Raw genomic sequence first — 25304 nt, 5'->3', positions numbered from 1 at the left:
CCTGGCCCGGTCAGCCGGCACTGGTCCCGGTTAGGCGGCGGTGACTGTGACGGTGCGGGTGGCGAGTACCGCGGACGTGATCCAGTGCAGGAACCGGATGCTGATGGTGTATTTCCCCGGGGCCGGAGGATGCAGCAGGAAGTCGAACTTCTCCGCGGCACCTGACTTGATGATGTTGGTCAGCAGCGGCTGCCCGGCCATCGACGGCTGCACCGCAGGACCCGCGGGGTTCGGCGTGTTCCAGAAGGGCCGGCCGTCGTGGGCAATCAGCTCGGCGATCCTGGCCGGTCTGCCTGCGGCGTCCGTGATGGTTGTGACTGTGGGGAAGTAGTCCACGTTCAACATGCGCACCAGCGTGGGATATCTGCCATTCCGGACAACGTTGGCCCGCATCTGGGAGATGGCCCAGACCCTGTCATCACCCCTCGGCCGGTTAGGGATGTTGCCGCCGATGAGAAAGAAATGCCGGGGCTCGAAGCGGTTTAGTCCCACATCCTCACCATTAAGTCCCGCGGCGTGGTTCAGTTCATGCCACCGGGGATCAAGGGAGTACGGTGCGATCAGGGTTTCCGTGGCCACGTCATAAAGCGGCCCCTCAAACGAGTGACGGCGGGTCCCGGCCGGCGCGGGTAACGCAGGGTTGGGCCGGGGATCGACGACGAGCGGGCCGAACATGCCCATCTGCACGTGCAGCGGGGTGTTGACATGGCAGTGGTAGAAGTAGGTCCCCGCGGCACCGCGGTTGGGGTTGCCCCGTTCGGCCACATCCGTCCTCCACTGGTACGTGTAGTGCCCTGAAACCTCGAAGGACGTGTGCCCCACGCCGTCGTTCCGCGGATCCGGCTCGATGCCGTGCCAGTGGATGGTGTGGACCCTCTTGTTCGGCTTAAGGGTGGCCTGAAACAGCTGCCCCTCCTGCATCCGCACCGTGGTCCCGGGGATCTGCCGGCCAAACTTGTTGCCTTCGAAGGTCCACATCTCGTGTTCGGAGCGGTCCGGAAACACGAACTTCCTGTTGAAGAAATCCATCTCAAGGAAGACGTCCGGCCTGAGCGGGAACTCTGTTTTCGGGCTGCCCTCGTGGGGCTGGTCCGACGAGAAGTCCACCTGGCTCCGGAAGGTGTGGTGCGGGTCCGCAGCCGTCGGCGGGGTGCCTTCGCTGGGGACCGGCTGGCCGGCCAGCACCCAGTCCGCCACGAGGCCGCCCGGATACAAGCCGCCGCGGGCGGTCTGGGACGGTTCGGCGTGGCAATGCATGGGGTAGGTCCAGTCCTCGTTCCTGGAGTTCCATACCTGGTCAACCGTGTCCGGCGGCCGCCGGACTGGAAGGATCGCCTCTTTCCGTTCCAGCGGTTGCAGCTGGACGGTGTCCTCCCACTGTTGGAGCTGCACATCGCCCTGCGGCGAGACCCGGCCGTTAGACCGTGGAAAGTCGATGCCGTTCGCCCGCACCGTCCACACGTGGTTGCCGTGGTAATGCAACTGGTGGTCCACGACGCCGGCGTTTAGCATCCGCATCAGGTGACCTGTACGGACGGCCCCGGCCGACGGTGAGGCGCTGAAGTTGCGCACGTCGGTTTCGCGCGGATGGCCCGACGGCAGCGTGTCCTGATGCCGCCGGTCATTGAACTCCAGGTCGGCGGTGACGGCCAGCGACTGAAAGCCCGAAAACCCGTTGATGGTGAAGTAATTCGGCACCGCGGGGATGGCCAGCGGGTCGACGGTCTGTCCTCTTGAAGCGATGCGGGCCCAGTTGGAGTCAACGTCGTGGCACAGCCATAGCCACTGGCGTTCGAATTCAGCCGCGCCCGGGGCCAGCCGCCATGCGTTGCGTGGATCGATCACCACCAGCGCTCCATACAGGCCCAGGACGCGTTCTACCGGCTGGTTGCCGGGATCTGTATATACGTACGTCCCGGGCAAGGGCGCAGGAAAGCGCAGCAGTTTCGCTTTTCCCGGCGCCACCGGGCCGGAGCCGATGTCGGCGCCGCCAGGTCCGGCACGGTGGAACCGGATCTCGTGCGGCTGCGCCAGGTTGTTGTGCACCGTGATTTCGATGGTGCTCCCCGTCTCGGCGATCAGGGTCCGCGGCGGAAAGAAGCTGGCCCAGTAGCCCCGCCGGGCAAGGAACTGCCGTGTGAAAGCAGAGTCCGGCCGCAGCGGTGTCGGTCTCCCGTGCGGGGGCAGCGCCGCGCCTAGTGGGTAGGTCCGGCTGGTCACCACCCGCCCGTTGGCGGTGATGACCCGCGGCGTCATCGCCAGCGCGGGTGCGGGATCGTTGACCGCGGTGCGCCGGTCTCCGAAACCACGGTGGTAAACCAGCGACCCATCAACCATCGGAACGAACCCGTCGTTGACGTGGACATCCAGTACCGCCATTGCCGACCTCCTGTGTATTGGAGGCCGGAATCGGATGAGAAACACAGGTCCATGTCGCCCCCAATTGCGATTTCAGACAGTGCTCGATGTTGCACGGAGCAGCCTAGGGAAAACTTGCGGTTCCTTCGGGAAGAGGGCATGTTCTGACATACGGCACCTGCAGGCATGGCAGTGCCTGCCTGCCCTCGCGGGCCACCTGGCGCCGTCAGCGGCCGTCCGGCTGGGGCCGCCCTGCCGTGTGCCGCCCGTGCCGGCCCTGGATGGCCGAGGCGGGGCCGGACCAGGTGGCCCATTCCTTCACATTGACCGTGGGCTGCCCCAGGAAATGGCCCTGGCCGGCGGCCACGGCCAGCCGGGTCAGGACCGCACGTTCAGCGGCGGTTTCAATTCCGACGGCGGCCAGCGCGGTACCGGTCTGCCGTCCGAACTCGACGAGGTCGGCCACCAGGTACTGACGGCTCGGATCGGCGTCGATCCCTGTGACCAGGCCGCGGCCGATCTTGATGACGTCCGGCCGGAGGGACCGGATGTGGCGCATGGAGGCGGCGTCCGTCCCGGCCTCGTCGACGGCCAGCCCCATGCCGGCACTGCGCAGTGGCGTCAGCACCTCCAGCAGCGGACTCAGCTGCTCGGGGTTGAGCGGTTCGGTGAGTTCCAGCATGATCCGGGAGGATTCCAGGGGCACGTGCTCCAGGAATCCCGGCAGCCGGGGATCCAGGCACACGGCCGGCGAGAGGTTCAGTGCCACCACCAGCTGGGGCGGCAGATCCTGCGCCGCGGCCACCGCCGCCTGCAGGGCTGAGAACTCCAGGTCCGCGCCCAGGCCGACGGCGGCGGCGTTCTTGAACCACGAGCCCGCACCGTCGCCGTCCGGCTCCCACAGGAAACGCGTCAGTGCTTCGGCGCCGATGACACCGCCGCGGCGCAGATCGTGGATCGGCTGGAACGCCGTGACAAGCATGCCGCCATGCAGGACCGCCTCGATGGCCGCCTGGCCGTGACCGGGGACGCTGATCTGCCCCTCAGTCGGGTGCCGGTGCACATCCTGCTTGCCGGGATTGGGCCGATCGCCGGCCTGCCGTGCGAGGGAGCGGGTGAAGACCAGATGCTCATGCAGCGCCGCTTCCGGATTTCCGGGGTGCGCCGCCACGTGCTCGCGCAGCCGCTCCCGGACTTCGGCCCCTTCCGGATCCGTGCCGGACAGGACCGCATCGATGATCTCGTAGGCCTGCTCGCGCATCAGCGGGATATCGGAGCCGGGCGCGTCGCCGTCGGTCAAATTGTCATCATCAGGGAACCGGGTGTTGTCCAATGGGCACTCCTCAGGCTCCGGGCAGCTGGCCGCTGGCTGGACTACCTGCCTCCGGATGCATCATAAGCGCAGGTGAGCCGACTTGACCCCTCTGTGACAAGAATTTCACAGACCTGTTAACAACGGCACTGGCTAGACTGTGACCGTGCCGTCCACCCCCACTCCCCCGCCCGGCCCCGACTCCCGCCGAAGCAGGTTCGCCGAAAGACTCCTTCCCGGCGGCACCGAGCCTGATCCGCGGTTCACGCTCGCCAACGAACGGACGTTCCTGGCCTGGATCCGCACCTCCCTGGCGCTGCTCGCCGGCGGCATCGCAGTGGAGGCGTTCACCACCGACGTCTTCCCGGAGCCCATCCGCCGCGGGCTGTCAGTCCTGCTCCTGCTGCTGGGGATGCTGCTGAGCGCGGGCTCCGCCATCCGCTGGCTGCGGGTTGAGGCCAGCCTGCGCTCCAACCGGCCGCTGCCCCTGCCGCTGATCGGTCCGCTGCTCGCCGCCGGCTGCGCCGTCGCGGCGGCGGTGGTGATCGCCGTCGTCGTCCTGGCCTGAACCATGCCCGACAACCCGGCCACCGCTCCCCCGCCCGGCGACGGCCCCCGCCAAGGCAACGGACCGCAGCCGGCCATTGGACCGCTCGACGGCGACCCCGGGCTGCAGCCCGAGCGCACCGCCTTGGCGTGGGGCCGGACCGTCTTGACGCTGATCGCCGCGAGCGCGGTGTGCCTGCGCTGGCTGCCGGACCAGGGACCGTTCGTGCTGGCGATGTTCGGCCTGACCGTGGCTGCCGGGACAGGCATCTACCTCACGCAGCGCCGGCGCTACCGGCGCAGCGTTGAGGGGATCCGGGCAGGGCGTCTGTCACCGGACATCGCTGCCGTTTTCTGGACCGCCGGAGCCTGCGTGGCCCTCGGCGCGCTGGGCGTGTGGCTGGTGCTGTCGTGACCGCGTCACGGCAGCGCATTTGAACCAACAAATTTAATGCTGAAAAACGGCCCGCGGGCTTGTACCGTGTGATGTGGGCGGTGAACTTGGAGCCGGTGCTGGGCCGGCTCAAGGACCCGCCAGACGTGGAGTTTGACCATGACCGGCTTGGGAGTGGCGGTCGTCATTGAGGACGACGCCGACATGCGCAATCTTCTGCGCGCAGTCCTGGAACGGACGGGATTTGCCGTATTCACCGCGGCCAGCGGGCTCGAGGGGGTGGACCTCGTGCGCCACAGGCTTCCCCGCGTTGTGACTGTCGACGTCGGCCTCCCGGATATCAACGGCTTCGAAGTCCTGCGGCGCATCCGGCCCTTCAGCGCCGCCCGGACCGTGATGCTCACGGGCCGCGCCGACGAAGCGGACATCGACGAAGCGCTGCGCTGCGGGGCGGACGAGTACGTCACAAAGCCCTTCCACCCCAGGGAGCTGCGGACCCGGATCGAGGCGATGCTTGCCGCCGGAACCGCTGGCCCCGTTCACCATGCGGTGTAGCTGATCTCGCCCGCGGTTTCGCGTAGCCAGCGACAAGCTCGTTGACTGTTGCGCGCCCGCAGACGCCGACGGCGGACAGCAGTTCCTCGCCAGCTGGAAAGTTTCCTGCCTGGATGGTTTCCTGCAGCTTCTGCGCGAGGCGTGCCAAGGAAGTGCCGCCGACCATGGACGACGAGACCTTCAAGCTGATGGCCGCATCCAGCGCGGCCTCGGCGTCCTGCCGTTCGATGGCGGCAGCAAGAGTCTCATGGCGCCGCTGCCACAGCGATACGTAGTCATGGACGAACCGCTGGACAATCGAGGGGCCGGCGAGCTGCTCCTCGAGGTCCCGCAGCACGTCCGCGTCGACCCACACCACGGGGGCGGGTTCCTCAGGGGCAGCGGTGGCGGGTGTTCTGGGCACATTTCAAGGCTAGGGTCCAAAGATCCGCCGCGGTGGTGTCTCAGGGTGATCCTGTGCAAACCCTGCGGGTTCCCTGAAAGGCCCTGTTCCCATCCTGCGGATACGGGATTGTAATAGATCGGCCGCGGCGCCTGCAGGAGCCGGCGGGGCCATGGGGCAGCCGCCTTGGGCCCGTCGCAGGACTGCGGCGGCTTCGGTGGCCGGACCCCGGCGGCTATCCGGTAGTGCTGCCGGGTCCGGCCGTCCCGGGGTTCGGTTAGGCGGGCCGCCCCGCCGGGACATGACCAACACTGAGAGCCAGGCCTTGGAGAAACCTCGGATTTCCCTGTGAAGTTGCCCCAGGCCACCAGCTGGGGATGAGGACTCTGCCCCTGTCCGACAGGCGAACTAGACTGGAGGACGAAGCAACAGCGGGCCCTCTGCCCCGGTCACGGCCGGATCCATGGGAGACAGTCGGCTGGACCCCCGGACCTGGCTGCGGCACATGGGGGTTGCTTCGTTTAATGGACATTTCGGCGGCACCGCCGGCGCGGCCGGACCCAGTTCACACTCGGTCCGGCCGCGCTTCGGTGACCTGGGCCTCGGTGACCTGGGCTTCGGTGACCTAGGCAGCCAGGGCGACTGCCCGCCGTCGGGCCGGCAGAGCCGCGACCAGCAGCGCGGCGATGGCGACGGCGGCACTCAGCACCAGCCCCGGCCGGTACTGCTCAAGCATGGCGGCGGCACTGGGGACGGCGCCGCCGTCGGAATGCCCGCTGACCATGGCGGTGGTGACGGCCAGGACCAGGGCGGCCCCCACCTGGGTGCTGGTCTGAATGAGGCCCGCGGCCAGGCCCTGCTCCGAATCCTTGATCCCGGCGGTGGCCTGGACGTTGATGGACGGGAAGGCCAGGGCGAAGCCGATGCCCAGCAGGATGATCGAGGGCAGGATGTCCAGGGCGTAGTTGGGCGTGGTGCCCACCCGGAGGAACAGGACGTAGCCGAGGCCCATGGAGACCAGTCCGGCCAGGATCAGCCGGGTGGCGCCGAACACGTTGATCAGGCGGTCGGCGAACGGCGCACTGGTGGCCACGATCAGGCCGGTGGGCAGCAGGGCCAGGGCCATCGCGAGCGGACTCCAGCCCAGGGCGGACTGCAGGAACAGCGTCACGATGAACTGGAAGCTGAGGTAGGAGCCGAACAGCCCCACCGCGCTGAGGTTGGCCCGCGCCACCCAGCCCTCGCGCAGGATGCCGAAGCGGATGAGCGGGTGCCTGACCTTGTTTTCGATGACGGCGAAGGCTGCCAGCACCGCGGCAGAGATGATGAATCCGGCGATTGTTGCCACAGATCCCCACCCTTGTTCCGGCGCGGACACCAGCGTGTAGACGAGCCCCAGCATGCCCAGCGCCAGGGTGACGGCGCCCCAGATGTCGTGCCCGCTGTCCGTGGCGTCGGGCGTGTCCCGCGGGATGAAGCGGGTGCCCAGGATGACCACCGCGACGGCGATCGGCACGGAGACCAGGAAGGTCCAGCGCCAGCTGAGGCTGGTCATGAGGCCGCCGACGACGAGCCCCAGCGAGAAGCCGCTGGCACCGAACGTGGTGAAGATGGAGAGGGCCTTGTTGCGCTCGCGGCCCTCGGCGAAGTTGGTGGTGATGATGGAGAAGCCCGTGGGCGCGGTGAAGGCGGCGGCCAGGCCCTTCACGAACCGGCTGGCGATGAGGATGGCGGGGTCGTCCACGAGTCCGCCCACCAGGGACGCGGCCGCGAAGACCGAGAGGGCGATGAGGAAGATGCGGCGGCGGCCGAGGAGGTCGGCGAGCCGGCCGCCCAGCAGCAGGAGGCTGCCGTAGCCGAGGACGTAGGCGGAGACAATCCACTGCAGGGCGTCCGTGCCGAGGTTCAGTTCGTGCCCGATGGACGGCAGGGCCACGCCCACCATGGACACGTCCAGCCCGTCGAGGGCCAGGACGGTGCAGACAACCATGAGCAGGAGCCACTGGGCGCGGGTCCAGCGGACGGCCGTGGCGATGGGGCCGGCAGATCGTTCGAGGGTGGTGGGTGATGTCATGCCTGAAAATCTATATGACGCGTCATCCAATGACAAGGAATATGACGCGGAATATTATGACGTGGACTTCAGTTCGTCTGTCGGGTAAAATCGGGGCATGGCTTCGACGACGGACCGCCTGCTGGTTGAGCAATGGCGCAGCATCCAGGACGCGTACTTCCGCACTTCGTGCGCCCTCGACCGGGCGTTGGAAGCCAAATTCGACATCGGACTGAACGAGTTCGAGATCCTGGACCTGGTGGCGGAGAACAGCAAGTCATCGTGCCGGATGAAGGAACTCGGCGAACGCACCCCCATGAGCCAGAGCGCCGTCTCCAAGGTGGTGGACCGGCTGGAAAAGGCCGGGCTGCTGACCCGCGAATCCTGTGCCGACGACCGCCGCTCGCTGTACCTCAAACTCACGGCGGCGGGCCGCAAGCTCCACCAGGCCGCCGCCGTCGAACACCGCGCGCTGCTGAAGGAAAACCTGGCCTGACCCGCTTCCGGCGGCTCCTTGACGGGCCTGCCTCCTCGGCGTACAACCAGCCGTATCGGTTCAGATGCGGGCCGTTGCACAACGAGGTGTAGGGAGCAGGAGATGGCAGTCGCGGTCATTATGGAGTTCAAGGGCGCCACGCTGGCGCAATACGACCAGGTCATCGAAAAAATGAACCTGACCAAGGGCGGCCCCGGTCCGGCCGGCGCACTGGGGCACTGGGTGGCGGCAACGGACGACGGACTGCTCGTCACGGACCTCTGGCAGTCCCGCGAGCAGTACGAGGCCTTCGCGCGGGACCAGATCGGCCCCTACAGCGCAGAGGCCGGGATACCGGAGCAGCCGAAAATTACGTACCACGACGCGTACAACTACTTCACCCCGGGTCCTGACGCCTGACCGGTGACGCGCGCTGCGGCGGCGGTGGTGACCGCCGCCGCGGTGAAAGCCGGTGAAACAGGTGAACGTGGTGAAACTTGGCCCGGCAGGCCCAATCACCGGGTGGCGTGGCCCAGGATGTGCGCCACGGGCGGGGTCAATGACTGGACCGCAAAGCCGAACCTCTGGTTGTCATGGATGGTGAACCCTGCCGCGGTGATGGCGCCGAGGGTGTCCCGGTTGGGATGGCAGCCGCCGGCCAGCCGCTGCCATGCCGGCGTGAGCAGGTCCTCGACCGCGGCCAGCACGGGGCGTTCAGAACGGACGTGCTCGTAGTAGGCAAGGGTCCCGCCCGGGCGCAGGACGCGCCGGATTTCCGCGAGCGCGGCAGCCTGGTCCGCGACGCTGCAGAGCACGAGGCTGGCGACGACGGCATCCGCACTGCCGTCGTCGGCCGGGATGTGCTCGGCTGCGGCAGCCCTCACGGTCACCGGCACGGCGGAGGTGGCGGCGCGGTTCAGGGCGAGGCTTCTGAGGTAGTCATCGGGTTCCAGGGCCAGGACACGGGTGACCGCCGGAGGGTAGAGCGCGAAGGCCGATCCGTCGCCCGCGCCGATCTCGATGACCTTCCCGGACAGGCCGGCCAACATGCGGCGCCGGTGTTCGGTGGCGCCGCGGCTGTTCATCCGCCCCACCGCACGCGCGTAGGCGCGGGCGAATCGCGGATGCTGGAGGTGCCTCAGCGCCTGGCTGCCGTCCCCTGCGTTGTCCATGCCGTTCACTCCTTCCGCAGCATCGCTTCCATCGCGTCGATGAGACCGTCCACGCCGGGGGACGCGGCGATCGCCGCGCCGATCCGCCGGCTCCCTGCCCGGTACCTGCCGTCGCTCAGCACCTTCCGCACAGCGCTGCGGACGGCGTTTGGCTTGGGCCGTCCCGTTTTGAGATTGATTCCGACGCCGGCCCAGGCCACCCGGGCGGCGCCCTCCGGTTTGTCCTCGGTATCCCCCGCGGCCACGATGGGCACACCGTTTTCCATCGCGTAGTGGAGGCCGCCGTAGCCGCCGTTGGTGACGTAGGCGGCGACCTTCGGCAGGAGCTCGGCGTCCGGGAGGAATTCGGCGGCGCGGGCATTGGCCGGGAGCGGCGGAAGGGCAGACAGCGGGCGGCGCCCGGTGCTGACGACGACGGTGACGTCCTCCTCCGCGAGCCCTTCGAGCGTGGGGCCCACCAGGGCGGTGAAGTCCTCGTTGGAGACGGTCCCCTGCGTCACGTAGACCACCGGGCGCGAACCGTCCAGTTCGTCCCACCATTCCGGTTTCGGCGTCACGGAGGCGGACGCGGCGTGCCGGGACATCGGCCCGAAGAAGCGCAGGTTGTCCGGTGCGTCCGAGCGCGGGTACTCGAACTCCTGCACGGTGAACTGGGCGATGAGTTCGGCGCGGCGGGCCCAGTCCAGGATGAACAGCCCGTCCAGCCCCACGCCCACGAGTTCGCGGGTGAGGCTGTCCACCTGCTGCTGGCTGTCCTTCAGCACCACATCCTCTACCATCCAGTTCAGCACGCGGTTCCGCAGGCGGGCTGCCTTTCCCTTGCCCGGTGCCAGGCCCGAGCCGTAGGGGGCGCAGTCCGGGCTGGACAGCGTCAACGGGAGGATTCCGCAGGCGATGACGGCTGGGCGCTGGCTGCGGGGAAGCCGGGACAGCGTGGCGGCACCCATGAAGGTGACCTCCGCCAGGACCGCGTCCGTGTGTTCGGCGGCGATCGCGGCCTCGAGCGGCAGGAACTGGCCTCGGGCCGGCTCGATCACCAATCCGCGGATGCCCTCGCGGATAGCCTGCACGCCGGTGGCCGAGCTGGGTTCGGCCGAGTACTCGGCGCCCGGCCCCAGTGGCAGGAACTCTGCACCGATGGCCTTCGCCGCGCCCTCGTAGCCGGGGCCGGTGAGGAACCGCACCCGGTGACCGCGGTCAATCAGACGGCGAGCGACTCCGAGCATGGGCGAAACGTGGCCGTCGTGGGGGCCGCTGCAAACGATGACTGATGACATGCTCGGAGCCTATGGCCTGCGGGGGTCCGGGGATAGAGCAGCGGCCACCTCATTCGCGGTGGTTGCGCTGCCGTGCACCCAAAAGCAGGCGCCGCCCCGCCGTCGACCTTTTAAGACGCCTACCGGATATGCTTCCCGTGGACAGGCGCGCGACCGCGCACGCTACGGGACTCTCGGGGGACATTCATGGCCGGACTGACGGCGACCGGCAGGCTATCCGGTGCCGAACGCGGGACCCTGCACGTCATTGTGTGGGTCGCCCTGACCGCTGCAGTTGTTGCGTGGTGCCTGGCCGGCGTGCAGATCTACGGCATCTGGGTGGGCGATCCCGTCCTCTCCGTCTCCCTGCTGAACAGCTTCTTTCCGGAAATCGGAGAGGACAATCCCGGCGTCCTGGCCGGCCAATACGAAACCGCGTCCCTGACCGTCAGCTACCTCCCGCTTCCGGCCCGGCTGATGCTGACCTGCGCCGCGCTGTTGCGGCACCTGCCGGTGGTGGCCGTCTGCCTGCTGATGGCGCTCCTCTGCCGGCAGCAGCTCCGCTACCGGCCCCTTGCGAAGTTCGGCATGCACGCCGTGGCCGGGGCCGGCGTCGCCCTTTCCCTGGCCGGGGTGCTCCCCGGAATCCTGGAAGCCGTCGCCACGGTCACCTCCGCCCAGGAGCTGGGCCTGCCCGGTCCGGAGCAGTCGGACGTCCGGGAAACCCTGACCATCCCGTTCCTCCCCGTCGACTGGCCCGTGCTGGCGATGGGCATCTTCCTCATCGTGGTGGCCGGTGCCTTGCAGATGGGCGCCATCCAACTCGGCGCGCTCACTGCCGGCCCGTTCCGGTCCGGCCTGCCCGGAGCGGACCTTCCGCCGTCGGGCGGGTATCCGGCGCCAGCCGGATACCCGCCGAACCACCTGCCGTCGCAGAGTTTCCCGACGGCGGGCGACCGGCCGCCGTCGGACATTCAGCCGCCGCGCTGAGTGGACGGCTGAGGACCGCCGCAACCGCTACGTAATGAACGAAGGCGGCTACCGGCCGGCCTGGAGCTCACCTACCAGCGCCTGGACGCGGTTTTTGATGTCGTCGCGGACGAGGCGCATGCGTTCCATGCCGTCGATGCCGCGTTCAGAGGGTTCGTCCGGTACCCAGAGTTCAAACCGGGTGCCGTCGCGGGGCTCGATCCTGGCTTCGGTGCCGAGGACGACGACGACATCCACGCCGTCGATAACGTCATCGGAGACCGGCTTGGGGTGTTCGCCGGTGACGTCGATGTCCAGTTCGGTCAGGGACTCCACCGCGAGCGGGTTCAGCTCCTTGCCGGGCTTGGTGCCGGCCGAGTACACGTCGACGCTGCCGGCCGCGAGCTGCCGCATGAGCCCGGCCGCGAGCTGGGACTTGCCGCCGTTCTTGCTGCAGACAAACAGGACGGAGGGCTTCTTTTCGGCGGATTCGGGTGTGGGCGTGGAGTCTGTCATGTGCGCAATTATTCCTTGTTCGTTGTAGCGGTGATGCGGCCAGGGGTTTGGCTGGTGACCGTTTTGGTGGCCGGGGCGGGTCAGTTCCCGGCCGAGCGGCCGTGGGCCAGCCCCGTGGGAAACCCGACGAGCACGGGCTCCGGGGCGTCGCAGCTGGTACCTGCGTTGGTGGAGCAGACGCCGGTTTCGGGGAGCTCAAGCTTGACGGTGTCGGCGCCTTCGCGGTCGCCGGCCAGAGCAGCGGCAACTGAGCGGACCTGTTCGTAGCCGGTGGCCAGCAGGAAAGTGGGCGCCCTGCCGTAGGACTTCATACCCACGATGTAGAAGTCCTTTTCCGGGTGTGCGAGGAGTTTGGCGCCGTGTGGGGGCACGGTGCCGCAGGAATGGAACTCTGGATCGATCAGCGGTCCCAGCTTCACGGGCGCCTCGACGGCGGGGTCCAGGCTGAGCCGGACTTCACTCAGGATGTCCAGGTCTGGCCGGAATCCCGTGCAGGGCACCACTATGTCGGCGTCCAGGGTGCGGCCGTCCACGGCTCCGACGGTGACATGGGAATTCAAGGACGTAAGGGAGCTGATCCCGAAACCGGTGTGCAGCTCGATGGTGCCCGCTTCAACGAGACGGCGGAGCCGGGCACCGAGCTGGCCGCGGGCGGGAAGCCCGTCGCCGTCCCCGCCGCCATACACCTTCGCGGCCGAGGCGCCCCGGACCGCCCACAGGATTCTGGTGCCCGGTTCCTCCCGGGCGAGGGCCGCCAGGCTGATGAGCGTGTTGGCGGCCGAGTGTCCGGCGCCGACGACGAGGACACGGCGCCCGGCAAACTCCTCGCGGTCGCGGCCAATAACGTCGGGAAGGGGTGTGGATATTCGGCCTGCCGCAGCGTCTTCGCCGATGGCGGGCAGCCCGGACGTGCCCAGTGGGTTGCGGGTGGACCAGGTGCCGGAGGCGTCGATGACCGCCGCCACGGTGTGGTCGCGGGTTCCACCGTCCTGGTGTTCGACACGGACGGTGAAGGGTGCGGTGTCCCGGTCCCGGACGTGGGTCTTGTCCAGGCCCTGCCGGGTGACAGCGACGACCCTGGCCCCGGTCTGCAGCCGGGAGGCGATCGCCGGAAGCGCGGCGAGCGGCATGAGGTAGTTGTCGATGAGCTCCCCGCCGTACGGGAGGGCCGTGAGGCGGGGCGCTTCCCAGCCGGAGGTTTCGAGGAGGCGGACGGCCGCGACGTCGAGGTTGTACCGCCACGGGGAGAACAGACGGATGTGGCGCCACTGTTCGATGGCGGCGCCGGCAGCAGGCCCTGCCTCCAGGATGAGGGGGTCCAGGCCCCGTTCAAGCAGGTGCGCCGCGGCAGCGAGCCCCACCGGGCCAGCGCCGATCACGGCGACGGGCAGCGAATCCGGTCCGGTCATCAGTTCCTCGTTTCGTGCGGTACCGGCTCCCGGATGCGGGGCCGGCTGTTGGCCTGCCCGCCGGTGGGCGGGCAGGGTGGATATGGGGCGGGCGGGTTAGCAGCAGTCCTGATCGTCGTCGCAGCAGTTGTCATCGCAGCAGCCGGTGTTCATGCGAGTCACCCCCTTCCCTGCCAGGTTTGCTTATGCAGAAGCCGGAGTCAGGGAGGCGATCAGCGCCTCCACACGCGTCTTGATCTCGTCCCGGATAGGCCGTACCGAGTCGACTCCCTTGCCCGCCGGGTCTTCCAGGACCCAGTCCTCGTAGCGCTTGCCCGGGAAGTACGGGCACTCGTCGCCGCAGCCCATGGTGATGACGACGTCGGAATCCTTCACCGCCTCGGTGGTGAGGACCTTCGGGATCTCGGCGGACATGTCGATGCCGACCTCGGCCATGGCCTGGACGGCGGACGGATTCACCTTGTCCGCCGGCTGGGACCCGGCCGAGCGTACCTCAATCGCGCCCTTCGACAACGTGGTGAGGAACGCGGCAGCCATCTGGGAACGGCCGGCATTGTGGACACAGACGAAAAGGACAGAGGGCTTCGCGGTCATGAGAGCACCTTTCGGTTGGCCGCTTCCGCGGATGTGGCAGTGGCTGGGGCTGGGGCTGGGGCAAGTGTCGGGTACAGAAGGCGGACCAGGACGAACCCCGCGGCGCCGCCGAGGAGCTGGGCCAGGATGAAGCCTGGTGCGGAGGCCGGCGCGATCCCGGCGAACGTGTCGGTAATGGTGCGGGCGACAGTCACCGCTGGGTTGGCGAAGCTGGTGGAGCTGGTGAACCAGTACGCCGCGGTGATGTAGCCGCCGACGGCGAACGCCACCCGGTCCGCCCGCCCGGAGCGGACCGTGCCGAACACGACAAGCAGCAGCCCGGCGGTAGCGATGACCTCACCCAGCCAGAGACCGGTCCCTGTGCGCTCGTGGCTCGAGAGGGTTACGGCGTCAAGATCGAACATCAGGTTCGCCAGCACCGTCCCGGCCAGGCCGCCGAGGAACTGCGCGGCGATCAGCGCGAGAGCAGCCCGCGTGCCGATCATGCCCAGGGCACGCTCCAGCAGGGTCACCACCGGATTGAACGATGCCGAGACCGGCTGCAGTGCCACAATCAGCGCCACCAGCGCGGCACCCGTGGCGAGGCTGTTCTGCAGGAGCTGCAGGCCGACGTCGTTCGGCGAAAGCCTGGACGCCATGACTCCGGAGCCGACGACGGCCATGACCAGGAACGCAGTTCCGACGAACTCCGCACCGGCCCGTCTCTTCAGCACGGTCACTTCGCCTGTCCCCCGATCAGCGCAGCCAGGTTTTCCAGCGCCTCGGTGCGCGCCCGGTAGTAGACCCAGACGCCCCGCTTCTCGCGCTCGAGCAGCCCCACGTCATGCAGCAGCTTCAGGTGGTGGCTGATGGTGGGCTGCGACAGGTCAAACGCGTCATTCAGATCGCAGACGCAGGCTTCTCCGCCCTCGTGGGACGCGACGAGGGACATCAGCCGCAGCCGTACCGGATCGGCCAGCGCCTTCAGCAGCGGGGCGATGCCCTCCGCTTCGGACGCGGAGAGCGGCTCCCGGGCCAGCGGCGAGCAGCACGCCACCGTTTGAACGGGGGTCAGTTCGAGAGACATAGACACATGTAAATATTCACACTCATCTATGTCTGCGTCAACGAGTCCCGGATACACAATTGTCTGAATACATGCAGCGATGTACTTTGGGGCCATGGAAACCCTCACGCATGCGCCCGTGCTGGCCCGGTTCGGATATGCGGTCTCAGACCCAACCCGGGCCCGGATCCTGCTCGCCCTGGCAGGCGGCCCAGGCTACCCGTCCGAGCTTGCCGATGCCCTCACGGTGTCGCGGCAGAGCATGTCCAACCACCTGACCTGCCTGCGCGGCTGCGGCCTGGTGGTGGCCGTTCCCGACGGCAGGCGGACCCGGTACGAACTCGCCGACGACCGGCTGGGCCATGCCATCCGGGACCTGATCGGCGTGGTGCTGGCAGTCGACCCTGCCTGCTGCACCCCCGACGGGACGTGTGTGGCGTGAGCACGCTCCGCCTGTCCCCCGCCCCGGCACGGCGGGACATACGGGCCCGGCGCGTCAGGCTCTTTGCCGCGGCCGCCTGCTCCGTCCCGCACGCGGTTGCGAACGCCGATTCCCTTGCTGACGAGGCAGCACTCGGTTCCGAGCCAGTTCACAGCGCGGAACCGGACGGCGGGTGCTGCGCGGACTGCACTGCGGAGCCTACACCGCAGCCGCTCGCCTTGCCGGTGACCGCCAACCGTCCGGAGCGGACACCGTGAGCGGGCACGACCACAGCCACGGCGCGGACGCCGCCAGCCAGCGCGGAAAACTGATCATTGTCTTCGTGATCACCGCCGCGGTCATGGTGGCGGAGATCGTGGGCACGTTCCTGACCGGGAGCCTGGCGCTGCTGGCCGACGCCGGGCACATGTTCACCGATGCGGCCGGGCTGCTCATCGCCCTGATCGCCGCATCGCTGGCCCTCAAACCGGCCACCCTGAAACGCACCTGGGGCTACAAACGCGCCGAAATCGTCGCAGCCGCCGGGCAGGCGGCCCTACTGCTCGGCGTCGGCGGATTCGTGATCGTCGAAGGCATCCGGCGCCTCATAGAACCACCGGAGGTCGGCGGGTCCACCATGCTGTGGTTCGGCATCATCGGCCTGGCGGGCAACGCCGTCGGGCTCCTTGTCCTCGCGTCCGGCCGGCACCACAACTTCAACCTGAAGGCCGCGTTCCTCGAGGTCCTGAACGATGCACTGGGATCGGTCGCCGTGATCGCGGCCGCCATCATCATTGCGCTCACCGGCTGGACCCGGGCCGACGCCGTCGTCTCCCTGCTCATCGGCGCGCTGATCATTCCGCGCACCCTGAAGCTGCTGCGCGACACGGTCAACGTGCTGATGGAAAACGCCCCCGCAGGCCTGGATCTGGGCGAGGTCCGCGAGCACATCCTCGCACTGCCCCACGTCATTGACGTCCACGACCTTCACGCCTCCCTCGTGGCCTCCGGCACGCCTGTTCTCTCAGCCCACGTCACAGTGCAGGACACGTGCATGAAGGACGGGCACGCCGCCACCATCTTGGCCGACCTGCAACGCTGCGTTGCCGAACACTTCGAAGTCGCCGTCGAACACTCCACCTTCCAGATCGAGCCGGCCGCGCACCGCGACCAGGAAACCATGCACCACTGACTCCAACACCAGACCAGGCCCGGCAACCATGGGTCCGCGAACGCCTCACAGACCAGGGACCCAGGAAGCCTTGACCGATATACCCCCCGGGGGTATATTTCTGGTGTTGTCAGTGAAGTGGTATGTCCAGGGGGCCACCTCCCCGTCACAGCCGTTCAACCCCAGCGCACCCATCCGTCTTTATGGAATGGAACTGACATGGAAGAGCACACCTCACATTCCGCCCCGCATACAGCCACCGCTGAGCACGCGGAGCACCCCGCATTAGCTACCCCCGCGCCTGCCACACCTGCCGGCGCCGGACACGGCCCGCATGCGGGCCACAACGCCCACGACGATCACGTGGTGCACACCCACGGCCAGCACGCCGGGCACAGCACCGCGATGTTCAAGAACCGGTTCTGGCTGACCCTGGCCCTGTCCGTTCCGGTGGTGTATTTCAGCCCGATGTTCGGGGACCTGCTCGGCTACATGCCGCCGGAGTTCCCGGGATCCTCGTGGATCCCTCCTGCCCTGGGCACCGTCATCTTCCTCTACGGCGGCCAGCCGTTCCTCCGGGGCGGCCTGAATGAGCTGACGGCACGCCGTCCAGGCATGATGCTGCTGATCGGCATGGCAATCAGCGTCGCATTCGTTGCCTCGTGGGTGACCAGCCTGGGCATCGGCGGCTTCGACCTGGACTTCTGGTGGGAGCTGGCGCTGCTCGTGGCCATCATGCTCCTGGGCCACTGGATCGAGATGCGCGCCCTCGGATCGGCACAGGGCGCCCTGGACGCACTCGCAGCACTGCTCCCCGACGAGGCCGAACGCATCACGGATGCCGGCACCGAGACCGTCAGCGTCTCCGAGCTCCGGGCCGGGGACCTGGTGCTGGTCCGGTCCGGCGCGCGGATGCCCGCGGACGGCACCGTGGCCGAGGGGCAGGCCGAATTCGACGAATCCATGATCACCGGCGAGTCCAAGACCGTCCCCCGATCCCCCGGCGACGCCGTGATCGCCGGAACAGTGGCCACCGACAATACGGTCAGGGTCCGCATCACCGCCGTCGGGGACGACACCGCACTCGCGGGCATCCAGCGCCTCGTGGCCGAGGCCCAGGCCTCCTCGTCAAGGGCGCAGGCCCTCGCCGACCGGGCGGCAGCGTTCCTGTTCTACTTCGCCGCGGGCGCCGGCGTCATCACCTTTATCGTCTGGACCCTGCTGGGCAGCGTCCCGGAAGCGGTGACCCGCACGGTCACCGTCCTGGTGATCGCCTGCCCGCACGCCCTGGGCCTGGCCATCCCGCTGGTGATCGCCATCTCCACCGAGCAGGCGGCCCGCGCCGGGGTGCTGATCAAGAACCGGATGGCCCTGGAGCGCATGCGCACCGTCGGCGTCGTCCTGTTCGACAAGACCGGCACGCTCACCAAAGGTGAGCCGGAGGTACGCGAAATAGCAGCGGCCGACGGCGTCAGCCGGGACGAGCTGCTGGCCCTCGCCGCCGCCGTGGAAGCGGACAGCGAACACCCTGTGGCGCGTGCGATCGTCCGGGCGGCCAGGGAGCAGGGCCTTTCCGTTCCCCAGGCAACCGGGTTCAGCTCCATGACGGGCCGGGGCGTGGGCGCGAGCGTCGACGGCCGGACGGTGCAGGTGGGCGGACCGGCGCTGCTGCGGGAACTCGCCGTCACGGAACCCGCCGAGCTGGCCGCGGCCACCGGGCCTTGGATGGACCGCGGCGCCGCCGTGCTCCACGTCCTGTCCGACGGCCGGGTGCTGGGGGCGGTCAGCCTCGAAGACGCCGTCCGCGTTGAGTCCCGGCAGGCCGTCGCGGCCCTGCAGGACCGAGGCATCAAGGTGGCCATGATCACCGGCGATGCCCGGCAGGTCGCCCAGGCCGTCGCGGCCGAACTGAACATCGATGAGGTCTTCGCCGAGGTCCTGCCGGCGGACAAGGACAAGAAGGTCAGCGAACTGCAGGGCCGTGGCTTCAAGGTGGCGATGGTGGGGGACGGCGTCAACGACTCCCCTGCCCTGGCCCGGGCCGAGGTGGGCATCGCCATCGGTGCCGGAACCGACGTCGCGATGGAATCGGCGGGCGTGGTGCTGGCCGGCAACGATCCGCGGGCCGTGCTTTCCATGGTGGACCTGTCCCGCGCGAGCTACCGGAAGATGTGGCAGAACCTGGTCTGGGCCACGGGCTACAACGTCATCTCCGTCCCGCTGGCGGCAGGGGTGCTGGCCTTCGCCGGCGTCACACTCTCCCCCGCGGCCGGTGCCGTGCTCATGTCAGTGTCCACGATCGTCGTCGCCCTTAACGCCCAGCTGCTGCGCCGGGTCAAACTGAATCCGGCGCAGATCCGCTGAACCGGCGGACGTAACCATCCCTGCCGGAAGCCCGCGGCCCGGTAGCCTTAAAAACACACTGTCCGGCACGAAAGGAGGAACCGTCATGACTGCAGCCCGCAGCGCCCCGGCCTTCCTGCTCCGTGCCGGAATGTTTTCCCTGGTGCTGGCTCTGATTGCCGGGATCTTCGGCATGCATGTCATGAGCGGCCACCACCTCATGCACGGCCAGGCCGTTGCGATGGCGGCCGCGGAATCCGAGGGGCACTCGCACACTGCCGGTGCGGCCGCGCACGGCATGGGCCCCCATGCTCACGCGGTTGAGGGCCCGGAAATTTCGGCTGCGGCCGGGTGCCCGGACGGGGACTGCAGCGGCACACAGGCGATGACCGTCGCCTGCACCCCCTCGGTCAAGACGAGCAACCTGACCGCGCCGGCGCCGGGTACTTCTGCGTTGGGTACGGCGGTAGTCCGTGCCGGCCCGGCGGGACCGGTGAGCGGAGGCTACGCCTACCTCCCCGGAACGCCTTCACCGTGTCAGCTGTCCATCAGCCGGACGTAAAACAGGACCCTGCCGGAAACGTCCGGCCCAAGCACCATCGCGGGCGAATGCCCCGCGTTACTGCCGCGCGCCCGACTGAAACGCGCAAGCCCCACTTCCGGCGCCTGCCGCCGACTGAATGCTTGAAGGACCTGATTGACATGACCAAGAAGTTTCTGACCCTTTCCACCGCCGCCATTGCTGCAGCGATCACGTTGGCCGGCTGCGGCGGCGGATCCGGCAGCGGCACCACCACAACCGGCATGGACCACGGCTCGGCGTCAGCCACCGCCTCGGCCTCCGCGACATCGGGCAGTGCCAGTGCGTCCGCTGCGGCCCACAACTCCGCCGACACGATGTTCGCGCAGATGATGATTCCGCACCACGCGCAGGCCGTGGAGATGAGCGACGTGATCCTCAAGAAGCAGAACGTGCCGGCCAAGGTCACCGCCCTCGCAGAAAAGATCAAGGCTGCCCAGGCGCCGGAAATCGAAACCATGACGGGCTGGCTGAAGAGCTGGAACGAACCCACGGAAGCGCCCAGCGGACATGACATGTCCAGCCACGGTGCCATGGGCGGCATGATGAGCGCCGACGACATGAAGAAACTCGACGCCGCCCAGGGCACCGAGGCCGCGAAGCTGTTCCTGACCCAGATGATCGCGCACCACCAGGGCGCCCTCATGATGGCAAATGTCGAGAAAGACGGCGGACAGAACCCCGACGCTGTTGCCCTGGCCGGGAACATCAGCAGCTCGCAGCAGAAGGAAATCCAGGAGATGAAGGACCTGCTGGCCGCTCTCTAGCCGGCATCCCCGCCGGCACGACCGGCACCGGCGGCCCCGCGCCGCCGGTGCCGGTTCTTCCCTGGGATGTTCGACGTGCACGGCGCTTCTGGAGTCACTCAGCCAGGAGGACTACAGCTTTGTGTCGGGGCCAACGGCCAGCACCCAATCTTTATCGTTCCACCGAAGCGAAAATTCGACCTCTGCAGGGCTTCCGGACGAATCAGTGGTGGCTACGCGCACGGCGACGACGTCTGGCGTGATGTCCGATGAATAGGATGCGGTATATCCGGAATCTGCCACACCAGCCCACTCCGAAAGCAGCAATTTGGAATACGGGTCCGCAGTTTGCGGCCCCGGCTGTGCAAGCGTGACCAGTTTGGCGTGGTCCTGTTCGTTCAGGGCGTGCATGACCGATGAGACCGCCGTATCCCGTTTACCAGGATCCGGTGCAGGTCCGTTGGTGCAGGCGCTAACTAAATGAGTTGCGGGGATCAGGACAAGGAATGCCACGCAGGTCCTGGCCAGCAAACGGAATTTCATTGTCGTGATCCCCCATTGTTCTCGACGTTCCCCCGACCTCCCCGGGACCTGCATCCTACTATCCCCGCGTCAAAGCTCCACTGACTCGGTCCGGAGTGAGCCCTGGCCAGCCACCCGCCGTCGAACGGACTACGCCCAGCCACCCGCCGTCGAACGCCGGGCAAAACAAAGGCGGTGACATGCGCGCCGCATGTCACCGCCTCCTACTGATTTGCTTGCCCGCTACGAGAGGGCCGTGCGCACCGGTGCCGGTGCAGCCTGCAGGATCCCTTCCCAGGTGCGGCCGAAGCCCCAGACCCGGCCGGCGCCCGTTGCCGCAAGGGCCACCATGGCGGCAGCGTAGATGATGTGCTCGTCCAGCACCGGATTGCTCTTGAGGGGCAGGGAGCTGAGCCACATCAGCAGCATCAGCGCGGTCCCGCCAACCGCTGCGGCGCGAAGGGCAACTCCCAGGACCAGCGCCCCTCCCACCAGCAGGAGTCCGAGCATGAAGGCGGCGTCAACGGCCGGGTTGCCGGCGAGCGGCTGGAAGGCTCCCGCCAGCGAGCCCTTGAGGCTGCCCAGGTAACCTGCCGTGGGCGACCCGCCGGCCATCCAGCTCTTGGCTGCGGGAGTGGCGAATCCTAGGCCGAACGCCTTGTCCGCGAAGGCCCACAGCAGAACCGAGCCGAGAAGGATGCGCAGGACGGCGAGGGCCCGTGCAGCCGCCGTCGGGGCTGCGGTGGTCTGGGTGGGAGTGGTCTGTTCGAGAACGGAGGAGGACATAGCTTCCTTGCGGTTGGGGGCGAGTGACCAATGGTTGTATTAGGCAACGAGAATGTGACCTAATTCCGGTCCAGCCTAGCGTCCCGGACAAGCCCTCCCGAAAATCCCCGAGCTTTTGTTTCGCCGGATGCTCCCTGCGCACCGCCGGGCGGTGTCCGGCGGGTGGCCTGCCCGTCGAATCCTGGCCGGGCCCTAGGACTAAGCGCAGGTCGCCTTTCCGTTGCCGGCGAAGCTGACCAGTGCCTGGCGGGTGTAGCCGGTGAAGGTGACGGTGAGGCGGACGGTGCCGGCGGCGCCGTTGAGAGCTTCCTTAACCCCGGTGGTGTCTGAGCCGAGGTCAAGAGTTCCCGGGAAGCTGCCCACGCTGTACTCGGTGCCGTAGGCGCCGTTTGCGTTCTTGAGGGCGGCCGTCATGGTGCCGCTGGCGGTAGGGGTAGCCGTCAGGGTGGCGGTCTTGATGTTGGGGTTGGTGCTGGTGACGCAGTTCAGGACCGCCTGGTCGCCGGGCCAGACGGGGGCGGCGGAAACCGTCATGGTGGTGGTGGCAGTTTGCTGCCAGAGTCCGACGGCGATGCTGCCGCCGGCTCCCAGCAGCACCGTCACCGCGAAGGCGATGATGGCCGCTTTCCCGCCCGGGACCTTCTTGAGTTCTTTCATGCAGGCCCCTCCCCCGGGTTCTCTGCTCCGCGGCTGCGGCGCATGCCGCGGAGGGTCCGGACAATGAGCACGGCCCCGTAGCAGATCAGCGCGGCCGCCCCGACAGACATCCACAGGCTCCGGTCCGTGTTGCCGAGGGCGTTGGCTATGAATCCGACGTACGGAACGGCGTAGAAGAGCTTGCCTTTGACCTGCAGCTCCCTGACGGGGTTGGGATCGTTGACGTCGTTGTTGTCGCCCCTGGTGATGAGCGTCTTTTCTCCGCCCTGGGTGGACGCGAACCCGACGATCCGGTGTGACTCCACCGCGGGTTTGCCCGACTCCAGCTGGAACGTGATGACGTCGCCGTACCTGAGCTGGGCAAACGGTTCGGGCTTCACCACCAGGAACGTGCCCGGCGGGTACTTGGGGGCCATGGAGTTGGTGAGCACGGTGTAGGTCTGGGAGCCGGTGGCCCGCGGCACGAGTATCAGTGCCAGGGCAGCGAAGACCAGCACCAGCAGCAGCGCCAGGGTAACGAGGCGGCTGACCGCCGCCAGGCCGCGGCGGGTCCGTGAACCCGCGGGAGTTCTCGAACGGTCCTGTTCCCCCATGAGGGGAGACTATCAAGGACAGCCCGCGGGCACACCGCAAAGCTGGCGGGCGGTGAGGGGAACCGTGATGTTCACGGACTGCCCCTTCACGGTGGCCGGAGCGTTGGCGGCGAGCGTGACCTGGAAGCAAAGCACGGTGCTACCTCCCTTGGGCACGGCGGCTGAGGTCAGGCCGGTGGTGGCAGTCAGCGTGGTGTTGTAGCCGCTGGTGACTGAGCAGTCCGCCGTAGTGGCGCCGATCTTGGCGTTGACGGTCAGGTACGCCGCGAGCGTGCCCGCTCCCACGTTGGCCACATTCGCGTTATCGGCGGTGACGGTGATGCTGAACGCACCGCCGGCGTCGGAGGCGTTCGTCACCGTTGCACTGGCGTAGGCCGAGGTCCCCGGCGTGAGGGAAGCAGCGGCGGAGTTGAGGGAGAGGCTGGCCGCCTGCCCGTTGGCCTGCGTCATCGGGGTGCTCACCCCGGACGGGGAGCCGGTGAGGTTGACGGTGAACGACGCCGCCTGCACGGTTCCGGGCGGGGCGGACGTGGCGGCATTCCACAGCGCGTACGTGCCCTGGACGGCCAGCAGGCCCAGGAGCACCGCAGCGGCAATCAGCGCCGCTGCCCGCAGCGCACGCGGGACGCGCATGGTTCCTCCTCCCGGCCAGCTGGTCGTGTTCGTATGGGTTGTGCGGCCGCGGGGCCGCACACCCCACCGGTATCAGCCTAGGACAGGCCGGTCTGCGTGACCTGGTTCAGGGCGAAGCCGATGCTGCCGAAGTTGTAGGTCTTGGTCACGTCCGAGCGGCCCGAGGTGGTGGACAGGAATTCGAAGGTGATGGTGGCGGTGACCGTCTGCGAGGTCTTCAGGGGGTTGCTGACCGCGGTGCCGCCGATCGTGAGGGCGGGCGCGGTGACCACCACGTTCGCCGGCGTGAAGCCGTTGACGGCGCCGGTGCCCGTTGCTGTAACGTTCGCGGCCATCTTGTCACCGGTCAGGGTGACGGTCAGGGCCTGGGTGTAGGTGAGCTTGTCGCCCGGGACAACCTTGTAGGTGGAGATGTCGATGGTGGCGCCGGTCCGGTCGGTCCAGACTCCGGCAGCTGCGGTGACGTTCAGGTCACCGGCGATGACGGTGCCGGGGGCGCCGGAGGCGGAGGCGTTCCAGGAGGCCAGTGTGCCGCCGCCGCCCAGCAGCAGAGCGGCGCCAACGGCGATGGCGGCGGTTCCCTTGATCAGTGCGCTGTTCTTCATGACGAGACCCTTCAAATCCGTGCGGATGGTTTTCCTTCTGCACAGAACAATGCCGGTGGAGCCTCAGGACAGGATGCGCTAAATGATCAGGATTCACTCAAGATTTCAGGGCGGTGCGATCAAGGGGCGCCGGGGCCGTGTTCTAGGCTGGAACCGGATCCAGGGCGACCGGTTGGAGGGCAGTGATGGAGCAGGATGCTTCCGGGACCACGGAGTTTCCGCCGTCGATTGGGAAGCCGGCGACACGTGGGCTGGTACAGCACGGCTACACCCGCTTTGACCAGCTGGCCGCAGTGACGGCGGCCGAGCTGCTGAAGATCCACGGCGTGGGACCCAAGGCAATCCGGATACTGGAAGCGGAACTCGGGGACAGGGGCCTCGCCTTCGCCGCAGCGGAATGACCTTCGCGGTACCGGAAGGATCAGTTCAGTCCTCGAAATGGGTTGCCGCTGCCGGTGCATCGGAGAACCCTGCCACGATCTCCTCGGCGAGGGCATGCAGCTTCTGGTTCCGCGTGCTGGAGCCGCGCCGCAGGATCTCGAAGGCCTCGTCGTGGGAACAGCGGTTCTGGGCCATGATGATGCCGCAGGCGAGGTCGATCGCGGTCCGGCTTTCCATGGCAGCCCTGAGGTTCTCGGCGAGCTGGTCCGCCGTCGCGATCCGCAGCGACAGGCGCAGGGCCTGGCCGGCCATGGCCGCAAAGACCTCCGCATCGGCCACGGTGTCCTCGGTGAACAGCCCGGTGGCGGGAGCGAAGAAGTTCAGCACCGCCGCGGCGTCCGGCCCCAGCTCGAGAGGCATGCCCAGCACGCTCCGGCAGCCCGCCGCTTCGAGGGTTTTACGGTACTCCGGCCAGCGCCGGTCCGTGGCGATGTCACCCAGGAGCACCGGCTTCCCCGTTTCCAGCGCTTCCTCGCAGGGTCCCTGCCCCAGTCGCTGTTCGATTTCATCCAGCAGCACCGCTTCGTCGCTGCTGCCAGCAATATGTGCGCTGCGCTTTCGCTGGTGCAGGGTCACGGCGCACTGGATCTCGGCGCCCGCCGACCGGCTCATCATGGCCGCCGCGAAACCGGTCATCCCGTCCAGGAAGCCTTTAATGTCTTCGGTATTGGTGATCAGCGCATGAAGCTGTTCGAAGTCGTCCGACTGATCTCCGGTGCTCATAACCTCAAACGTTAGAAGCACTGGCGCATCAGGACAAGGCTGTCTGG

Annotated in this window: 30 protein-coding genes; 12 read left to right on the top strand and 18 right to left on the bottom strand. The window is 67.9% G+C overall.

Annotated elements, in window-relative coordinates:
- Window positions 1–30: 30 nt before the first annotated feature.
- Together R5O87_RS18905 and R5O87_RS18900 are read right to left on the bottom strand one after the other, a co-directional pair.
- Entirely contained in the window at window positions 31–2379 is a 2349-nt protein-coding gene (locus R5O87_RS18905; protein ID WP_410555892.1) for a multicopper oxidase domain-containing protein, read from the bottom strand.
- A 205-nt stretch (window positions 2380–2584) separates the two neighbouring features.
- Window positions 2585–3691 carry an EAL domain-containing protein gene (locus R5O87_RS18900; RefSeq protein ID WP_462836335.1) on the bottom strand — a complete coding sequence of 369 codons (1107 nt, stop codon included), beginning with the start codon at window positions 3689–3691 and terminating at the stop codon, window positions 2585–2587.
- A gap of 145 nt (window positions 3692–3836) precedes the next feature.
- Here R5O87_RS18900 and R5O87_RS18895 point away from each other — a divergent pair, with 145 nt between their 5' ends.
- From R5O87_RS18895 to R5O87_RS18885, 3 genes are all read left to right on the top strand, one after another.
- Complete coding sequence (locus R5O87_RS18895; protein ID WP_410555894.1) at window positions 3837–4238, top strand: YidH family protein; 402 nt, start codon at window positions 3837–3839, stop codon at window positions 4236–4238.
- 3 nt (window positions 4239–4241) lie between these two features.
- A complete protein-coding gene (locus tag R5O87_RS18890) occupies window positions 4242–4631 on the top strand; it encodes a DUF202 domain-containing protein (RefSeq protein WP_410555895.1) in 390 nt (129 codons plus the stop codon).
- A gap of 138 nt (window positions 4632–4769) precedes the next feature.
- A complete protein-coding gene (locus R5O87_RS18885) occupies window positions 4770–5165 on the top strand; it encodes a response regulator transcription factor (RefSeq protein ID WP_410555896.1) in 396 nt (131 codons plus the stop codon).
- Here R5O87_RS18885 and R5O87_RS18880 read toward each other — a convergent pair.
- Window positions 5074–5568, bottom strand: coding sequence for an Hpt domain-containing protein (locus R5O87_RS18880; RefSeq protein ID WP_410555897.1), 495 nt, complete (start codon window positions 5566–5568; stop codon window positions 5074–5076). The genes R5O87_RS18885 and R5O87_RS18880 overlap by 92 nt on opposite strands.
- 604 nt (window positions 5569–6172) lie before the next feature.
- On the bottom strand, window positions 6173–7621 hold the full coding sequence (locus tag R5O87_RS18875) for an MFS transporter (protein WP_410555898.1): 1449 nt from the start codon (window positions 7619–7621) through the stop codon (window positions 6173–6175).
- A gap of 97 nt (window positions 7622–7718) precedes the next feature.
- Here R5O87_RS18875 and R5O87_RS18870 point away from each other — a divergent pair, with 97 nt between their 5' ends.
- Both R5O87_RS18870 and R5O87_RS18865 read left to right on the top strand, forming a co-directional pair.
- The gene (locus R5O87_RS18870; RefSeq protein WP_410555899.1) at window positions 7719–8096 is read left to right on the top strand and encodes a MarR family winged helix-turn-helix transcriptional regulator; all 378 of its coding nucleotides are present in this window, start codon (window positions 7719–7721) and stop codon (window positions 8094–8096) included.
- Between the two features lie 102 nt (window positions 8097–8198).
- Entirely contained in the window at window positions 8199–8495 is a 297-nt protein-coding gene (locus tag R5O87_RS18865; protein WP_410555900.1) for a hypothetical protein, read from the top strand.
- Window positions 8496–8590: 95 nt separating this feature from the next.
- Here R5O87_RS18865 and R5O87_RS18860 read toward each other — a convergent pair whose 3' ends face one another.
- Both R5O87_RS18860 and R5O87_RS18855 read right to left on the bottom strand, forming a co-directional pair.
- A complete protein-coding gene (locus tag R5O87_RS18860) occupies window positions 8591–9247 on the bottom strand; it encodes a class I SAM-dependent methyltransferase (RefSeq protein ID WP_410555901.1) in 657 nt (218 codons plus the stop codon).
- A gap of 5 nt (window positions 9248–9252) precedes the next feature.
- Window positions 9253–10524: a glycosyltransferase gene (locus R5O87_RS18855; RefSeq protein WP_410555902.1), complete on the bottom strand. Its 1272-nt coding sequence runs from the start codon at window positions 10522–10524 to the stop codon at window positions 9253–9255.
- A 186-nt stretch (window positions 10525–10710) separates the two neighbouring features.
- Here R5O87_RS18855 and R5O87_RS18850 point away from each other — a divergent pair, with 186 nt between their 5' ends.
- Window positions 10711–11493 carry a hypothetical protein gene (locus tag R5O87_RS18850; protein WP_410555903.1) on the top strand — a complete coding sequence of 261 codons (783 nt, stop codon included), beginning with the start codon at window positions 10711–10713 and terminating at the stop codon, window positions 11491–11493.
- Between the two features lie 48 nt (window positions 11494–11541).
- Here the strand turns inward: R5O87_RS18850 and R5O87_RS18845 are convergent, their stop codons facing one another.
- From R5O87_RS18845 to R5O87_RS18825, 5 genes are all read right to left on the bottom strand, one after another.
- Window positions 11542–11988, bottom strand: coding sequence for an arsenate-mycothiol transferase ArsC (locus R5O87_RS18845; protein ID WP_410555904.1), 447 nt, complete (start codon window positions 11986–11988; stop codon window positions 11542–11544).
- A gap of 80 nt (window positions 11989–12068) precedes the next feature.
- On the bottom strand, window positions 12069–13397 hold the full coding sequence (locus tag R5O87_RS18840) for an FAD-dependent oxidoreductase (protein WP_410555905.1): 1329 nt from the start codon (window positions 13395–13397) through the stop codon (window positions 12069–12071).
- Window positions 13398–13580: 183 nt separating this feature from the next.
- A complete protein-coding gene (locus R5O87_RS18835) occupies window positions 13581–13991 on the bottom strand; it encodes an arsenate reductase ArsC (protein WP_410555906.1) in 411 nt (136 codons plus the stop codon).
- On the bottom strand, window positions 13988–14710 hold the full coding sequence (locus R5O87_RS18830) for an aquaporin (protein WP_410555907.1): 723 nt from the start codon (window positions 14708–14710) through the stop codon (window positions 13988–13990). Before R5O87_RS18830 ends, R5O87_RS18835 begins: the two co-directional genes overlap by 4 nt.
- Window positions 14707–15057: a metalloregulator ArsR/SmtB family transcription factor gene (locus R5O87_RS18825; RefSeq protein ID WP_410555908.1), complete on the bottom strand. Its 351-nt coding sequence runs from the start codon at window positions 15055–15057 to the stop codon at window positions 14707–14709. Before R5O87_RS18825 ends, R5O87_RS18830 begins: the two co-directional genes overlap by 4 nt.
- Before the next feature lie 94 nt (window positions 15058–15151).
- Between R5O87_RS18825 and R5O87_RS18820 the strand changes: the two genes are divergently transcribed.
- From R5O87_RS18820 to R5O87_RS18800, 5 genes are all read left to right on the top strand, one after another.
- On the top strand, window positions 15152–15478 hold the full coding sequence (locus tag R5O87_RS18820; protein WP_410555909.1) for an ArsR/SmtB family transcription factor: 327 nt from the start codon (window positions 15152–15154) through the stop codon (window positions 15476–15478).
- Between the two features lie 253 nt (window positions 15479–15731).
- Complete coding sequence (locus tag R5O87_RS18815) at window positions 15732–16649, top strand: cation diffusion facilitator family transporter (protein ID WP_410555910.1); 918 nt, start codon at window positions 15732–15734, stop codon at window positions 16647–16649.
- Window positions 16650–16847: 198 nt separating this feature from the next.
- Window positions 16848–18992, top strand: a complete 2145-nt coding sequence (locus R5O87_RS18810; protein ID WP_410555911.1) for a heavy metal translocating P-type ATPase — start codon at window positions 16848–16850, stop codon at window positions 18990–18992.
- An 85-nt stretch (window positions 18993–19077) separates the two neighbouring features.
- On the top strand, window positions 19078–19533 hold the full coding sequence (locus R5O87_RS18805) for a hypothetical protein (protein ID WP_410555912.1): 456 nt from the start codon (window positions 19078–19080) through the stop codon (window positions 19531–19533).
- A 140-nt stretch (window positions 19534–19673) separates the two neighbouring features.
- Window positions 19674–20318, top strand: coding sequence for a DUF305 domain-containing protein (locus R5O87_RS18800; protein ID WP_410555913.1), 645 nt, complete (start codon window positions 19674–19676; stop codon window positions 20316–20318).
- Window positions 20319–20429: 111 nt separating this feature from the next.
- On the opposite strand, the gene R5O87_RS18795 is transcribed toward R5O87_RS18800, so the two are convergent.
- The 6 genes from R5O87_RS18795 to R5O87_RS18770 all read right to left on the bottom strand — a co-directional run bounded on the left by R5O87_RS18795 (window position 20430) and on the right by R5O87_RS18770 (window position 24093).
- The gene (locus tag R5O87_RS18795) at window positions 20430–20840 is read right to left on the bottom strand and encodes a hypothetical protein (protein WP_410555914.1); all 411 of its coding nucleotides are present in this window, start codon (window positions 20838–20840) and stop codon (window positions 20430–20432) included.
- 222 nt (window positions 20841–21062) lie between these two features.
- Entirely contained in the window at window positions 21063–21605 is a 543-nt protein-coding gene (locus R5O87_RS18790) for a hypothetical protein (protein WP_410555915.1), read from the bottom strand.
- A 198-nt stretch (window positions 21606–21803) separates the two neighbouring features.
- On the bottom strand, window positions 21804–22262 hold the full coding sequence (locus R5O87_RS18785; protein WP_410555916.1) for a hypothetical protein: 459 nt from the start codon (window positions 22260–22262) through the stop codon (window positions 21804–21806).
- Window positions 22259–22855 (bottom strand): signal peptidase I, encoded by a 597-nt coding sequence (locus R5O87_RS18780; RefSeq protein WP_410555917.1) that lies wholly within the window; start codon window positions 22853–22855, stop codon window positions 22259–22261. Before R5O87_RS18780 ends, R5O87_RS18785 begins: the two co-directional genes overlap by 4 nt.
- A gap of 12 nt (window positions 22856–22867) precedes the next feature.
- Window positions 22868–23488: a SipW-dependent-type signal peptide-containing protein gene (locus R5O87_RS18775; RefSeq protein ID WP_410555918.1), complete on the bottom strand. Its 621-nt coding sequence runs from the start codon at window positions 23486–23488 to the stop codon at window positions 22868–22870.
- Between the two features lie 77 nt (window positions 23489–23565).
- Window positions 23566–24093: an alternate-type signal peptide domain-containing protein gene (locus tag R5O87_RS18770; RefSeq protein WP_410555919.1), complete on the bottom strand. Its 528-nt coding sequence runs from the start codon at window positions 24091–24093 to the stop codon at window positions 23566–23568.
- Between the two features lie 185 nt (window positions 24094–24278).
- Between R5O87_RS18770 and R5O87_RS18765 the strand changes: the two genes are divergently transcribed.
- Window positions 24279–24494: a helix-hairpin-helix domain-containing protein gene (locus R5O87_RS18765; protein WP_410555921.1), complete on the top strand. Its 216-nt coding sequence runs from the start codon at window positions 24279–24281 to the stop codon at window positions 24492–24494.
- Between the two features lie 25 nt (window positions 24495–24519).
- Here the strand turns inward: R5O87_RS18765 and R5O87_RS18760 are convergent, their stop codons facing one another.
- Window positions 24520–25257 carry a GAF and ANTAR domain-containing protein gene (locus R5O87_RS18760; protein ID WP_410555922.1) on the bottom strand — a complete coding sequence of 246 codons (738 nt, stop codon included), beginning with the start codon at window positions 25255–25257 and terminating at the stop codon, window positions 24520–24522.
- Between the last annotated feature and the right edge of the window lie 47 nt (window positions 25258–25304).

The organism is Arthrobacter globiformis, assembly GCF_046536215.2.
Classification (GTDB): domain Bacteria; phylum Actinomycetota; class Actinomycetes; order Actinomycetales; family Micrococcaceae; genus Arthrobacter; species Arthrobacter globiformis_E.
Note: the sequence above shows the minus strand (reverse complement) of the source record. Positions and strands in the feature narration are given on the sequence as shown.